The sequence below is a fragment of the Bombiscardovia apis genome (assembly GCF_033095945.1).
Classification (GTDB): Bacteria; Actinomycetota; Actinomycetes; order Actinomycetales; family Bifidobacteriaceae; genus Bombiscardovia; species Bombiscardovia apis.
Window position 1 is genome coordinate 1 of record NZ_AP026800.1, and the last position, 14,880, is coordinate 14,880.

The 14,880-nt window shown below is 52.7% G+C and carries 10 protein-coding genes; 9 read left to right on the forward strand and 1 reads right to left on the reverse strand.

The features are described 5' to 3' along the window. From dnaA to R8377_RS00040, 8 genes are all read left to right on the forward strand, one after another. Positions 1-1,827: a chromosomal replication initiator protein DnaA gene (gene dnaA / locus R8377_RS00005; RefSeq protein ID WP_317642928.1), complete on the forward strand. Its 1,827-nt coding sequence runs from the start codon at positions 1-3 to the stop codon at positions 1,825-1,827. Between the two features lie 419 nt (positions 1,828-2,246). Beyond that, positions 2,247-3,371 carry a DNA polymerase III subunit beta gene (gene dnaN, locus R8377_RS00010; RefSeq protein ID WP_317642930.1) on the forward strand — a complete coding sequence of 375 codons (1,125 nt, stop codon included), beginning with the start codon at positions 2,247-2,249 and terminating at the stop codon, positions 3,369-3,371. 69 nt (positions 3,372-3,440) lie between these two features. Beyond that, positions 3,441-4,613: a DNA replication/repair protein RecF gene (recF, locus tag R8377_RS00015; RefSeq protein ID WP_317642931.1), complete on the forward strand. Its 1,173-nt coding sequence runs from the start codon at positions 3,441-3,443 to the stop codon at positions 4,611-4,613. Next, positions 4,610-5,101: a DciA family protein gene (locus R8377_RS00020; protein ID WP_317642932.1), complete on the forward strand. Its 492-nt coding sequence runs from the start codon at positions 4,610-4,612 to the stop codon at positions 5,099-5,101. Before recF ends, R8377_RS00020 begins: the two co-directional genes overlap by 4 nt. A 223-nt stretch (positions 5,102-5,324) precedes the next feature. Beyond that, positions 5,325-7,379, forward strand: coding sequence for a DNA topoisomerase (ATP-hydrolyzing) subunit B (gyrB, locus tag R8377_RS00025; RefSeq protein WP_317643748.1), 2,055 nt, complete (start codon positions 5,325-5,327; stop codon positions 7,377-7,379). Positions 7,380-7,472: 93 nt separating this feature from the next. Then, positions 7,473-10,187 (forward strand): DNA gyrase subunit A, encoded by a 2,715-nt coding sequence (gene gyrA / locus R8377_RS00030; protein ID WP_317642933.1) that lies wholly within the window; start codon positions 7,473-7,475, stop codon positions 10,185-10,187. A 689-nt stretch (positions 10,188-10,876) separates the two neighbouring features. After that, positions 10,877-11,443: a DUF3566 domain-containing protein gene (locus R8377_RS00035; RefSeq protein WP_425605051.1), complete on the forward strand. Its 567-nt coding sequence runs from the start codon at positions 10,877-10,879 to the stop codon at positions 11,441-11,443. Positions 11,444-11,530: 87 nt separating this feature from the next. Continuing rightward, entirely contained in the window at positions 11,531-12,772 is a 1,242-nt protein-coding gene (locus R8377_RS00040) for a VanZ family protein (protein WP_317642934.1), read from the forward strand. A 22-nt stretch (positions 12,773-12,794) separates the two neighbouring features. Here R8377_RS00040 and R8377_RS00045 read toward each other — a convergent pair whose 3' ends face one another. Then, positions 12,795-13,745: a DMT family transporter gene (locus tag R8377_RS00045; protein WP_317642935.1), complete on the reverse strand. Its 951-nt coding sequence runs from the start codon at positions 13,743-13,745 to the stop codon at positions 12,795-12,797. 177 nt (positions 13,746-13,922) lie between these two features. Here R8377_RS00045 and rihC point away from each other — a divergent pair, with 177 nt between their 5' ends. After that, positions 13,923-14,843 carry a ribonucleoside hydrolase RihC gene (gene rihC / locus R8377_RS00050; RefSeq protein ID WP_317642936.1) on the forward strand — a complete coding sequence of 307 codons (921 nt, stop codon included), beginning with the start codon at positions 13,923-13,925 and terminating at the stop codon, positions 14,841-14,843. Positions 14,844-14,880 lie beyond the last annotated feature (37 nt).

Consider the following 14,880-nt stretch of genomic DNA (forward strand, 5'->3'; position numbering starts at 1 on the left):
ATGGCTCAAGATCAGCTGGATCCTACGCAAGAAGCCCGGCAAATCTGGACAGCCGCCTCTCAGGTTCTCAAATTCAGCGACGCTTTGACTGCCCGTGACAAGGGTTGGTTGGCAGACATTACTCCCGAAGCTGTTTTCGGAACTACAATTGTGCTCGCTGTTTCTTCGCGCGCGGCCCAAGAAGCAGTTCAAACTGATTTGAGTCAACCCCTACTCGCAGCTCTCAAAATGGTTTCCGGACAAGACATGATTCCGGCCATCAAAATCGTCCAAAACCGCCCTGAAGCAACCGAAACCACTCTAGCCCAAGCGCAAACAGAGCAGGTGACTCTCGCTACGGCCCCACCAAGCGAGTCGATTCAATCGAACCAGGCCACTCCAAACCAAGACTTTGCCCAGCCAGGTGTCACATCTCAACCTGTTGCCCCAGCGCAGCAAGGCAGTTTCGATCCCTTTGCTTTCCAAGTGTCTTCGTCGGCCAACACGACTTCCGCGCCAACCAGCGCCCCTGTTCAGCAGCCAGCTCAGCCAGCTCAGCCGGCTCAGCCCGTCATCCAGCAGCAACATGTAGTCTCGACAGCCTCCAGTCAGCAGATTCCCCAGGTGCAGCCCACCGCTCAGCCTTACTCTTCGCAGTCCTTCTCAACTCCTTCTTATACCGAACAGACTCATACCGAAGAGCCCTACGCTTCTAGTCAGGTCCCAACAGAATCAGCTTCTTCGGGGCAGTCCTTCCCACTTCCAGAATTTTCAATGGGTCAAAATCGGGTGGAGCAAGATCCGGAAACACACCTCAATAAGAGCGCAACTTTCGAGACATTTGTGCCCGGAGATTCCAACCGTTTCGCCCGTACCGTCGCACTTGCAGTGGCTGAGGGCTCCGGCCGCGATTTCAACCCCTTGTGTATTTACGGCAGCTCGGGACTGGGCAAAACCCACTTGCTCAACGCCATAGGCAACTATGCCCTGATTAAAGACCCTCATCTAAAGGTGCGCTACGTCACCAGTGAGGAATTTACCAACGAATTCATCGAGGCTCTGCAGGATCCAAATCGCAGCCAAGGCCAGATAGCTGAATTCAACCGCCGCTATAGGCAGGTAGACGTACTCCTTATTGACGATATTCAATTCTTAGGCGGCAAGGAAGCTACCTTAGACCAATTCTTCCATACCTTTAATTCCTTACACGATGCCAATAAGCGTATTGTGATTGCATCTGATGTGGTGCCCAAAAACCTCAAAGGCTTCGAGCAGCGCCTTATCTCACGCTTTGATTCAGGCCTGACCGTAGATATTAAGCCTCCGGATCGAGAGACACGCGTTGCTATTTTACGGATGATTTCCAACATCAACGGGATTACAGTACCAAACGAGGTCCTCGATCTTATTGCTGAGCGCTTCACCGAAAATATTCGAGAACTTGAGGGTGCTTTGAATCGCGTCACAGCGATTGCATCCTTGAATAATCAGCCAGTTACTAGGATTTTAGCCGAGCAAACGCTGGAAGATTATTTTGCAACCGATGTAGAAGTCAAGCCCACTGACATCATTTCTCAGGTGGCCAAATACTTCCATCTCACTTTCGACGATTTGGTGGGCCGCACGCGTACCAAGAACATCGCTCTTGCTCGCCAGATTGCCATGTATCTGGCCCGTGAGATGACTTCTATGTCTCTGGTAGACATTGGCGAGGTTTTCGGCGGCAGGGACCACACCACAGTAATGCACGCCTATACGCGAATTTCTAACGAGATGCAGGAAAAGCGCGAGATTTATAACTATGTTATGGAGTTGACTGTTCGTCTCAAGCAGCCCCAATCTAATTAAGCGACACGCCTATATGTGGATAAAAAGAAAGAAAGTTATCCACAGACTTATTCACGGATGTGGGCAAACCCTGCGCATAACCGCTAAAATTCCGTGGATAACCCGTGCGTAAGATGGGAATAGGATCACATTTTTTGTGGACAATTAAAATTCTACTTATCCACAGTGGATAACTTATGAGAATATCCACACTTATCCACACTTTTCTCTTCATCTTCTCGGATCCTTCGTTGGCGTTCTGCCGGGCTTTCAAACACTTATCCACACTATCCACCGTGCTTATGTATATGACTACTTACGTCTTACAACTTTTCTTCATTCTCATTATCAATTCCAAACCAAGCTATTCTCACTAAGCTCTCGCCAAGACCGCTAGAATGAAAACATCGAATACTTTGCACATCGACAAGAAGGCTCACATGAAAGTAGAAATTAACTCCGCGGCTCTTTCCGACGCTGTCGCCTGGACCACTCGCGTTATCCCAGCCCGTCCAGCAACTCCCATCCTCGCAGGCATTCGCCTAGAGGCAACTGACGGAACACTTAAGCTCTCCGCTTTCGACTACGAAACTTCAGCTCGCCACCACATAGAGGCTGGCATCGACGAACCCGGTTCGGTCCTAGTACAGGGCAAGTTACTTGCTGACATCACCAAATCGTTGCCTTCAGAGAAAACCTATATGGCCACCGAAGGTTCCAAAATCACTATTACCTCAGGGAAATCAACCTTTACCATGCAGTTGATGCCCGATAATGAATACCCAGCTTTGCCAGAACTACCTGGACAACTGGGGCAGGTCGATGCTCAAACTTTCAGCCAAGCCATTTCTCAAGCTATCGTCGCCGTTTCACGCGAAGAAAATCGCCCAGTCCTCACCGGCATCAAAACTCAAATCACCGGTGACAAGGTTGTCATGACCTCCACGGATCGTTTCCGTCTATCCCAAGCCAGTTTCACTTGGACCCCGCAATCCGCAGATATCGAAACCACATTACTTATGCGCGGATCTCTTCTGCGTGACATTTCTAGATCATTGGATGAGCACCAGAACGTGGTAGTCGATTTCAACCAAGACAACCCTAAGATTGTGGGCATTGAAAATGCCGGACGCGTCTCCACCTGCCAGCTCATCGACGGCGAATTCCCAGCAGTAGACCGCCTCTTCTCAGACGAATACCCCATCCAAGCAGTTGTCGGCAAGCAAGCCTTGCTCGACGCTATTAAGCGCGTAGCCCTTGTGGCCGAGCGCTCCGCCCCCATCCGTATGGTCTTTAGCAGCAATGAAATTACTTTAAGCGCTGGTGCTGCTGATGAAGCTCAGGCCCACGAAGTGCTCGAAATTGATATGGATGGCGAAGACATCACCGTAGCTTTCAATCCCACTTACCTAATTGAAGGCCTCTCAGCCATTAGTGAGCCATTCGTGCGCATCAAGATGACCTCCGCGGTCAAGGCCGTGGAATTTAACGGTCAGCAGGAAGCAGATTCCGACGAATCGATGACCTACCGCTACCTGCTCGTACCCATGAGGTTCAACGTCTGAGACTCGCTCACGAAGAGCAGAGTCGTGAGCCGCTCCTACAAGGGCTGAGTAAGACAAGGGAAGTAAGAAGTGTACATTTCGCGCCTGGCTGTAGATCACTACCGCTCATGGGAGTCATTAGTGCTCGATTTGGAGCCAGGCGTTAACATCTTGCTCGGGCCCAACGGTCTGGGCAAAACCAACCTCGTTGAAGCAGTGGAATTACTCTCAACCGGGTCTAGTCACCGAGTTTCGTCGTCAGCTCCACTTGTTCAGCGCGGTCAGAACAAGGCCACTGTGCGGGCCAACGCCCAATCTGAGGGCCAAACCACTACTTACGAGGTCACTGTTCCTCTCCGCGGGGCCAACAGAGGCAGGATTAACGGTGGTTCTTCCCTCTATATGCGCGATTTAGTGGGGCAAATTCCATCCGTTACCTTTTCGCCGGAAGATCAGCGGTTAGTCACTGGCGATCCGGGTGGTAGGCGCTCATTTATCAACCAAAGCGCATCACAACTAGATCCAAGCTATTATCAGCTGAAGCAAAATGTGTCCCATATAGCCCAACAGCGCGGTGCCCTCCTTAAACAACTTTCTAGGGCGCAAGAACGAGCTGATTCGGGGTCGCAAGCTAATAATGAAGCCGCTTTAAGTACTCTTGAGGTATGGACTGGCGAATTCATCCGGTTAGGTATGGAATTAACTGCCCGGCGCATGCGTCTTATTGAGCAGCTGCAAGACCCCCTACAAACCATCTATCGCCAGCTCGCGGGCTCCGACCAAGAAGTGGCCTTGACTTACCAACCCTCATTCGAGGAGGTGGTGCAATCTGGGGTGAGTCAGGAGAGTGCAGCCCTCATCAGCCAGCATTTTCAACGCATTTATCCAGGCGAACTGGCTCGCGGGCAAAATCTCATAGGCCCACAGCGGGACGATATAGCTTTCATCTTAAATAGTATGGATGCCAAAGATTACGCTTCAAATGGTGAAGAGTGGACCTTAGCCTTAGCTTTACGGCTGGCAGAATATCAGCTATTAACCCAGGCAAACGGTGTGCAGCCTATCTTAGTTTTAGACGATGTATTTGCTCAGCTCGATCCAGACAGGCGCTCGCAAATTCTCAACTTTGCCCAGTCTCAAGACCAAGTATTGATTACCGTTGCCGCTGCTAGCGATGTACCTGAGCTCGACAGCGCCCATCTCGTTGATTTGGCTCGATTGGCTCAAGTCCATCGGGAACGGCTTGAGGAGATACACCTATGAAACGGCCGATTGCCGCAGAGCTCCGCTTGGATCAGCGCAAGTTGCCAGCACAGATTTTTGGTCGGTTCGTCAAGCGTTCCAACTCGCGCAAGGAACGAGAAGAGCGCTCGCAGCTGGCTTGGCAAGCGTTTGGTAAGCCTGGCCGCGATCCCAACGGATTATCTTCGGTTTTGGAAGGTATCGCGCAGCAGGGTGGCTGGACTCCTCACCTCAAAATTGCCCAATTAAGTAGTCATTGGGATCAGGTTGTCGGACCAGTTATTGCCCAGCATTCAACGGTGACCTCCTATGAGCAGGGGCGCTTAACGATTCAAGCTCGCACTACTGTTTGGGCGACTCAGCTGACTTATATGGTGCCACAGTTGCGTTCAAAGATATCAGAGCGTTTACAGATGCCAGTGGAAGAAATAATAGTGACAGGACCGCGCAGTCAGCAGTTCTCTCACCATCCTTTCGTTCGGCGCAGCTGGGCCAATCCCAAAGGCTAATTTGTGCGTAGACTGCTTTCTGAGCGGTTTTCGTCGCGTGCGGCTGGTAAAATAAGGGTAAACGGTTAAACGTGTGCATGGGCCTTTTTTAGGCGTTTTAGAGCGTACGAACCAAATTTTGACCCTTGTAAAGAGGTTTAGGGTCTAGGAAGGAATCTCTGTGGCAGAGCGTAATACGGACTTGTCTCAAGATTCGCAGGATGCTAAGCGTCCTGACGAGCAGATGCAGGATGGGGCTTCGAATATCCAAGAAAGTCAGCTGGGAAACGCCCAATTAGATGATTCGCTAGCTCCAGAACATTATGATGCGAGCGATTTGCGCGTGCTTGAGGGCCTTGAAGCTGTGCGTATCCGTCCGGGTATGTATATCGGCTCAACCGGTCCTAGGGGTTTACACCACTTAGTCTATGAGATTGTCGACAATTCAGTCGATGAGGCGCTGGCAGGCTATGCAGACCACATCGAAGTTACTATTCTGCCAGACAACGGCATTCGCGTAGACGACAACGGCCGAGGTATTCCTGTCGACGAAGTGCCCGGCGAAGGCATTTCCGGCGTTGAGACGGTGATGACTAAGCTCCACGCAGGCGGCAAGTTTGGTGGCGGCGGCTATGCAGTTTCCGGCGGTCTGCACGGTGTGGGTATTTCCGTGGTCAACGCTCTCTCCACTCGCATTGAGGTTGAAGTGCGCCGGCAGGGCTTCCACTGGCATCAGACTTACCTCAACCAGCATCCACAGGCTCCCCTATCCAAGGACGAGCCGCTGGGGCCAGACGAGGCAACGGGCACTTCCGTTACGTTCTGGCCAGATTCCGAAATCTTCGAGACGACCGTCTACGATTTTGAGACCTTGCGCGCTCGCTTCCAGCAGATGGCCTTCCTCAACAAGGGCCTGCGCCTCACACTAACCGATGAGCGTCAGCCTGACTTAGCTGGGGACGAAGTAGCTGGTGAAGATGAGCCAGCCAGCCGTGAGCAGACGGTGACTTACCGCTATGAGAATGGTATTAGTGACTATGTGAACTTCTTGGTCACCACTAAGAAAGCCACTCCTGTTGAAGATGACATCATCGACTTTGAGGCCGAGGACTTGCATCTTGGTATTTCTGCTGAAATTGCCATGCAGTGGACGGGCGCCTATTCCGAGTCGGTGCACACCTTCGCCAACACCATTTCCACGACCGAGGGCGGTACCCACGAAGAGGGCTTCCGAGCGGCGCTTACGATGATGGTCAACCGTTACGCTCGTGAGAAGAACATCCTAAAAGATAAGGATGAAAACCTTTCCGGCGACGACGTGCGCGAGGGCCTAACCGCTGTGGTTTCAGTCAAGATGACCAACCCCCAGTTTGAGGGCCAGACCAAAACGAAGCTGGGCAATCCTGAGGCCAAGACCTTCGTGCAGCGCGTGATGACCGAGCGTTTAACGGATTGGTTCGATGCTCACCCTAGCGAAGCAAAAGCCATTATTCAAAAGGGTATTGATGCTTCTCGGGCCCGTATTGCTGCTAAAAAGGCGCGCGAATCTACCCGTCGCAAGTCTATTTTTGAGACGGCCGGCATGCCCGACAAGCTCAAGGACTGCCAGTCCAACGACCCTGATGAGTGCGAACTCTTCATCGTCGAGGGCGATTCCGCAGGCGGCTCAGCTATTCAGGGTCGCAATCCCCTGACTCAGGCTATTTTGCCCCTGCGAGGCAAGATTTTGAACACGGAGCGCGCTTCTCTCGATCGCATGATGAAGTCTGACACCATCGAATCACTTATTACCGCGGTTGGTGCCGGCTATGGTGAGGACTTTGACCTCTCCAAGGTGCGCTACCACAAGGTCATCATCATGGCCGACGCCGACGTGGACGGTGCTCACATCGCTACACTCAATCTGACGCTCTTCTTCCGCTATATGCGCCCGATGATTACCGCCGGTTATGTATACGTGGCAATGCCCCCTCTTTATCGTCTCAAGTGGACCAAGGGTCCCCACGACTTCGTATACACCGATGCAGAGCGCGACCGTGTTCTGGCAGAGGGTAAAGATAAGGGTCGTCAGCTGCCCAAGGGCGAAGGCATCCAGCGTTACAAGGGTCTGGGTGAGATGAGCTATCAGGAGCTGTGGGAAACTACGATGGATCCCGACCACCGCATCTTGAAGAAGATTCACATTGAAGACGCGGCTCAAGCCGACGAAACCTTCACCATGCTTATGGGCGACGAAGTAGAACCCCGCAGGCTCTTCATTCAGCGCAACGCCAAGGATGTGCGCTTCGTAGACGCCTGATTTGTCTGGGGCGGGCGATTTAAAAACCGTCTGCCCCATCTTAGAGAGCATCGACCTAACTTTTCATCTGATTTGTAATCTTAAGGACTTACCGTGGCAGACGAGAACAACACGAATAACAACGAGGAAGGGCTCGGCGGGATTAACCTTCCCGACGGTTCGCGCGAACCCTTGAGCCCGCAGGAGATGGACAACACCGACTACGGCCTCTTAAAGGGTGAGCGTATTCAGCCTATCGACCTGCAAAAGGAGATGAAGGACTCTTACTTGTCCTACGCCATCTCCGTGATTGTGGAGCGTGCGCTGCCAGATGTGCGAGATGGCATGAAGCCGGTGCACCGTCGCGTTATCTACGCTATGTACGACGGCGGTTATAGACCAGATCGCGGCTATAATAAGTGTTCTCGTGTGGTTGGCGACGTTATGGGTAAGTATCATCCCCACGGCGATTCCGCCATTTACGACACTATTGTGCGTCTCGCTCAGTCTTGGTCCATGCGCTACCCGCTTATCGACGGCCAAGGTAACTTCGGCTCCCCCGGCGACGATCCCGCAGCCGCCATGCGTTACACCGAGTGCCGTATGGATCCGTTGGCTATGGAGATGGTGCGTGACATCGACAAAGACACTGTCGATTTCATCCCCAACTACGATGGTAAGACCCAAGAGCCAACCGTCCTGCCTTCCCGCTTCCCTAACCTTTTGGTCAACGGTTCCGCGGGTATTGCTGTGGGTATGGCTACTAATATTCCTCCCCACAACATGCGCGAGGTGGCTCAGGGTGTGCATTGGGCTTTGGAACACCCAGATGCCAGCAAGGAAGAACTCCTTGACGCACTGATTTCTGTGATTAAGGGCCCTGACTTCCCTACTGGTGCAACGGTTTTGGGTCATAAGGGTATTGAGCAGGCTTACCGCACTGGTCGTGGTTTGATTACCATGCGCGCAGTGGTCAACACCGAGGAAATCAATGGCCGTATGTGCTTGGTAGTCACCGAGCTGCCCTATCAGGTCAATCCTGATCGCCTGGTGGTGTCCATTCGCGAGGGTGTGCGCGACGGTAAGATTCAAGGCATCGCCGACATGCGCGATGAAACCTCAGGTCGTACTGGTCAGCGCTTGGTACTCGTCTTGAAGCGAGATGCAGTGCCCAAGGTTGTATTAAACAACCTCTACAAGCATTCTCAACTCCAGCAGACCTTCGGTGCGAACATGTTGGCCTTGGTCGATGGTGTGCCGCGCACCTTGAGTTTGGATGCTTTCATCCGCCATTGGGTTAACCACCAGCTCGACGTAATTGAGCGCCGCACCAAGTATTTGAAGCGCGAAGCCGAGGATCGTGACCACATCCTTCAGGGCTATTTGAAGGCTCTGGACATGATCGACGAGGTCATCGCCCTCATTCGTAAGTCCAAAGATGTGGAGAGCGCTCGCTCGGGCTTAATGAACCTGCTTGATGTGGACGAAGTACAGGCAGACGCAATTCTGGCTATGCAGTTGCGCCGCTTGGCTGCTTTGGAACGTCAGAAGATTCTTGACGAGCACGAAGAGCTCATGCGTAAGATCAAGGATTACAACGACATCTTGGCCGACCCCCTGCGTCAGCGCCGCATTGTGGGCGACGAGATGGATGAAATTGTTGAGAAGTATGGCGATGAGCGCCGCACCCGCATTCTGCCCTACTCGGGTGAGATGAATGTGGAAGATTTGATTGCCGATGAGAACGTGGTCGTTACCGTCACGCACTCAGGCTTCGTGAAGCGCACTAAGGCCGATGAATACCGTGCCCAGCATCGCGGAGGCAAGGGCATCAAGGGTACCAAGTTGCGCGAAGCAGACGTGGTCGACCACTTCTTCCTGACTTCGACCCACAACTGGTTACTCTTCTTTACTAACAAGGGTCGCGTCTACCGTATTAAAGCTTATGAATTGCCGGAGGGTTCGCGTGATTCCAAGGGTCAGCATGTAGCCAACCTCTTGCAATTGAGCCCGGGTGAGCAAATCGAGCAAGTACTTTCCTTGCACGCATACGATGATGCTGATTATTTGGTATTGGCAACTCGCAGTGGCAAGGTCAAGAAGACTCGCTTGTCTGAGTACGATTCTCCTCGCCAGGGTGGCTTGATTGCAGTGCGCCTGGTCCAGATGGAAGACGAAGCAGGCAATCCGCTTACTCAGCCCAGTGCAGACGGCGAAGGCGAAGAGCCAGTTTACGATGAGCTCGTGGGCGCTGCCTTGTGCAATAAGGAAGACGACATTATTTTGGTCTCCCGCAAAGGTATGAGCGTGAAGTTCCCCTCCGACGACGAAACCTTGCGTCCGATGGGCCGCCAAACTGCTGGCGTGCAAGGCATGAAGTTCCGCGAAAACGACGAATTGCTGAGCATGGACGTGGTGCCGGAGGATTCGAACGAAGACCTTCTTGTGGTTACCGACGAAGGTTTTGCCAAGCGCACTGCTCTGTCTGAGTATCGCCTCCAAGGTCGAAACGGCTACGGTGTCAAGGCCATAGCTATGGTTGAGGGCCGCGGTTCTTTGGTCGGAGCGTTGGTAGTGAGCGAAACTGATCAGGTCATGGCCATTATGAAATCCGGCAAGGTAATTCGCTCCGACGTTGCTGAGGTTAAGCGCACTGGGCGCAACACGCAGGGCGTCACATTAGCCAAACCAGATAAGGGAGATGAAATTCTCTCTGTCGCTCGTAATGCTGAGCGAGAAGACGATGAGACCGAAGTTGATGCAGAAAACGCCGCTGAGACTACCAGCGAAGAGCAGGCAGTTTCAACTCAAGCTGAGCAGGCTGAGTAAGTAGTAAGAAGGGCAGAGTCCGGCGGTAGTGTGGAGAAGCGAGTGTCGCTGCTGCACTACCGCCCTAAAGCTGGTAGCCTCGCTACAGTAAGGAGCATCAGCGCTCCAAGCGTGTGGGGTTTGTCTTGGGTAGAAATCAAGGAGCACCGATGAGCCAACAAGGTGGCGAAAAAGCCGAGGTCAAGAAGGCCGAGCAGGGCGAGGAACGTACTGGGCGCACTCTCAGTAGTGCAAAGTCGGAGTCCCAGCAGAGCAAGGCTGCGCAAACTCAGACGAAAAATGGTCAGGGATCTGTACCAAAGGCGAAGCTGCAAGCTCAGAAGCCGACTCAGACATCGACCGCTGCTCGGGCTGTGGCTCAGCAGAAGAAGTCTGCCGTTCAAACGTCTGGTCGCAGCACAGAATCGCGAACTAAGAAAGAGGGAGCTTCGACTCAGGCCAGGATAACGCAAGCTGCAAAGGCTACTCATGGAAGCCCAGCAAAGCCGCAAAAAGCTCAGGCAAGTCAGGCTTCAGGCAAGCCTGCTGCAAAGCAGAGCAAAAATGACCCAAAAGCTAAGCTGGCAGTGGCTCAAAAGATAGATATTGACCAATCTGATGCCACTTCAGTCAATATGAAACCAATCAAAGTTAAGGAAGCTAGGCGTGTTGGCGAACCGAGATTAGCTGCGTCAGCTTCTTCCGAGGCCATCCCTCGTGTCTCGGCCAGGCAGCGGTCGCAGGGTGCGGCAGGGCAAACTCAGACCACGGTTAGTGGAAGAATTAAGGGCAAATCCTCCGATGCTGCTCCTACTCGGGTGGTTAGGGCCAACGAGCCAGCCTCCCAGTTCGAGGAATCTGCTGATTTTAAAGCTGCGGTCAATCCCAATAATTTGGGCAAAGCTAAGGTTCCTCGCGCCCGGCGCATGCAGCTCTCGCTCACTCGTGTTGAGCCTTGGTCCGTGGCCAAGGTGTCCTTCCTCCTCGCGATTGCAGGCGGTATTATTCAGGTCATTGCTGCCTGCTTGCTCTGGGTTTTGCTCAACACTATCGGTTTGTTTGATAACATCACCCAGATGGTCTCCAAGACTGGGCTCGATGCCGGTGGATTGGACTTAAGCTCGGTCCTGAGCTTGGGTACCGTCATCAGCTCGGTAACTATCTTCTCTATTTTTGAGATAGTGTTAGTGGTTGTCTTAGCCACGATTGGTGCTTTCCTTTACAACGTGGTCGGATCCCTCGTGGGCGGTATCCACGTCACGCTAGGAGACGATTAATCGCAACTTTTAGTAGTAACGCTCTCATTCCCTCGTCATACCAGGGTATGAGAGCGTTCGTTTATCTCAAACCGTACACTAGAAACTATGTTCCAATACATCGGTACTTTTAGCTCCTCTTTTGCCATGTCCATCGCGATGTGGCCTTTCGTATCTTTGTTGCTAACCTTGCCGGTCTTGGCACTGATTTACCACCGCTACCATCGTTTGCGGTTCAGCTCAGCTCTAGCCGCGTACTTGGTGATTCTATACTTGCTGGCTTTGGTCTTCTTCACTTTGTGGCCCATGCCTGACAACAGAGCTCTCTTCTGTGCCACCCACCACTATCCGGCCCAGCTTCACCCCTTACAATTTCTCACTGATTTGGCCACTGGCGGCCGTGAAGCCTTCTTCCAAATCGTGTTCAACATCATCTTCTTCGTGCCCCTAGGCTTTATTATGGGCAGGGTATTCCGATGGCGCTTTTACCTTGCAATACCCGCCAGTTTCCTCACTTCGCTCATGATTGAGACAGCTCAGCTGACTGGTGCTTTCGGCTTAGTTGGCTGCGCTTACCGCCATTTTGATGTTGACGATCTTATTTGGAATACTTCAGGTGCCATCATTGGTTTAATCTTCGCAGGGCTAGTCAATTGGATATTCCCACCCCGCAAGGCCGATGCTGCCGAAGTGGTCTTCAACCCTTCCTTTATGCATCGCAGCGTGGCAATGGCAGTCGATCTCGTGCTGTCATATGCAATATCTTCCTCGCTAGGCTTCGGACTAGTAGTGTTCGTCAACAAAATGGCCACCCACCGCTCCAATGGTGATTATGGTATTGGCAAGTTCTCAACTCACCCTGAAAGCCTCCACGTGTTCGTTATGGGAATGCAGGTGGGCTGCTTGTTACTCTTTGAGCTTCTCATTCCTCTGGCCCGGAGAGGTCAAACTTTGGGCGGCGCCTTTACCCATATGAGTTTTGAAACCAAGCCTCGCCACGGCTGGATGCGTGCTCTCTTCTACCTGCTTCGCACAGCACTAGTGCTGGCTATCTTCGGCCCTTGGAGTGGCAGCTTCCGCAGCATCGTCGACTTGGTGGCCTTCTTCCTGCTAATCTTCTATCTTTTCAAACGCGAGATGCCATACGACTTAATTCCTGCAGACCCCGAGCTTGGCCCGCCTGCCGATTATTATGGGATGCCAGGCAATTACGAGGGTCCCAGCGAAGGTGATGGCTACGGACTCGAAGAGACCAGCTATTTGCCCTATGAACAATCCCTGAATGCAGCGAGCTTGCCATCAGCGATGCCGCCGGCTTTCTCCCCTCGCTCTAAACGCTCATGGCGGTAGCGGGTGCGAGATGAGAGCATGCCTACTCAGACTCCCCAGAGCCTTCGCTTGCCTGTTTCCCCACACGTCGCCGCGGATTGAAGTTAACTTCGGAGACGACGATAGCGATAAAGATGGCTGCAAATCCGGCTATATGTGCGGCGGTCAATTCTTCTCCTAGAACAATGACGGAAATAGCCATGCCGAAGAGACTTTCCGTGCACAAAATTAGCGAACCTTGCGAAGCGGGCACCTGTGAAAAGGCGATATTCTGCATATTCTGCGCCAGCACTGTTGAAATAATAATGAGGTAGGCCAGTGCCCCGATTACTTGCGGCTGGAAGGCCTGCATTCCGGGCACGGGCTCACTGATGAAGGCCCCGAAGAGGAAGAGCACGCCCGCAATGAGCAGCTCATAATAGGTGAGCACGGTGGCATCGAACTTCTTTGCGAGCCCGCCTGCAAGCACGATGTTAGACCCATAAAATACAGCCCCAACGAGTGTAAGCAGGTCGCCAGAACTCAAGGCGAGCTTGGCTGAATCGTCTGGACTCAAAGAGATGAGACCAACTCCGATGATGGTCAAGAGTGCGGCTATAAAGTTGCGCCAAGCGGGTCGCTTTTTGGTGAGCGCCCATACGAGGAAGGGCACGAGCACGCAGTAAGTAGCGGTTAAGAAGGAGTTACGGCCGGGCCCAATGGTACGCAATCCCTGCATTTGGAACATAAAAGCGCCCCAATAGGTTACGCCCAGCAAAAGTCCGGGCACGAGCATGCTGAGTAAGTGGCTGCGCTTGAGTTTGCCCCACATAAGCGGCGTGAGAATGCCCACTGCGATGACTAAGCGAACGCCCATAATCCACTGCACACTCATCTGCCGCAGCGCTACTTTTTCGAAGGTGTAGCCGGCTCCCCAAGCGGCGGCAGCGAAGACTAGCATGAGTCGAGCCAGCCAAGGAGCTGGTTGTGTGAGTGAAGATTTGAGCGAAGCCATTCGTCTTATTCTAGTCGTAGCTAGGAATCTAAATGCTCGGAGCGTTTTTTGATTAAACGTTTTATTGTGTATACTGTTCACTTAGACATGAGAGCTTCCTCGTATCGCGAGAGCCTGGTAGGAAGTTCTTTGTTACACAGGCTTTCACCCGCAGCGGTCAACGAAGAAAGGTGCTTCATGGGTAAGAAACCAGTAATCATCGACACGGATCCTGGTATTGACGACGCAGTTGCTATTGCAATCGCGCTGTTTTCCGATCAACTAGACGTTCAGCTCATCACCACGGTAGCCGGTAATGTCGGCGTTGAGACCACCACGGCCAACGCCCTACGTCTGATGGCTTACTACGAGTGTGACGTTCCCGTAGCTAAGGGCGCTGCCGAGCCCCTGCTGCGCCCCTTCGAGGATGCCAGCGACATCCACGGCAAGACAGGCATGGAAGGTTTCGACTTCCCCGAGCCCAAGACTTCTCTCCTGCTCAAGGAGAACGCCGTCGATGCTATGCGTCGCACCATTTTGGCTTCGGACCAGAAGATGACTCTGATGCCCATCGGTCCTTTAACCAACATCGCCCTCCTGCTCAAGACCTACCCCGAAGTCAAGGATAATATTGAGCGCATCGTCCTCATGGGCGGCTCTACTACCCGCGGCAACAAGGGCGTTATGTCCGAGTTCAATATTTACGTTGACCCCGAAGCAGCCGAAATTGTCTTCCAATCGGGCGTTCCTATCACTATGGCCGGCCTCAACGTGGGCTGGGATGCGCTAGTGCTGCCCGAGGATTCTGCCAAGCTCCCTGCTATGGGCAAGGTGGGTACTATGGCTTATGGCTTGTTTAAAAAGTATCGCGGCGGCAGTTTCAACACTGGTTTGAAGATGTACGATCCCTGCGCGGTGGCCTGCTTGCTGGCTCCCGAGCTCTTTACTTTTGAAGACGCATACGTGGGCGTTGAGCTTTCCGGCTCCCTCACGGCTGGCTGCACTGCGGTAGATTTGAAGAACTACCTCAAGCGCGAGCCCAATACTTCAGTGGCAGTAGACATCGATGGTCAGGCATTCAGGACTTGGTTCCTGGATTCCATGTCCAAGTGCCGCTAATACTAGTGCCAACAGAAATAAGAAAGAGAGAAAGAGT

Bases quoted from the DNA above. Each gene is read 5' to 3' on its own strand.
- dnaA (WP_317642928.1), top strand. From the start codon at position 1: ATGGCTCAAGATCAGCTGGATCCTACGCAAGAAGCCCGGCAAATCTGG.
- dnaN (WP_317642930.1), top strand. From the start codon at position 2,247: ATGAAAGTAGAAATTAACTCCGCGGCTCTTTCCGACGCTGTCGCCTGG.
- R8377_RS00020 (WP_317642932.1), top strand. From the start codon at position 4,610: ATGAAACGGCCGATTGCCGCAGAGCTCCGCTTGGATCAGCGCAAGTTG.
- gyrB (WP_317643748.1), top strand. From the start codon at position 5,325: ATGCAGGATGGGGCTTCGAATATCCAAGAAAGTCAGCTGGGAAACGCC.
- R8377_RS00040 (WP_317642934.1), top strand. From the start codon at position 11,531: ATGTTCCAATACATCGGTACTTTTAGCTCCTCTTTTGCCATGTCCATC.
- R8377_RS00045 (WP_317642935.1), bottom strand. From the start codon at position 13,745: ATGGCTTCGCTCAAATCTTCACTCACACAACCAGCTCCTTGGCTGGCT.
- rihC (WP_317642936.1), top strand. From the start codon at position 13,923: ATGGGTAAGAAACCAGTAATCATCGACACGGATCCTGGTATTGACGAC.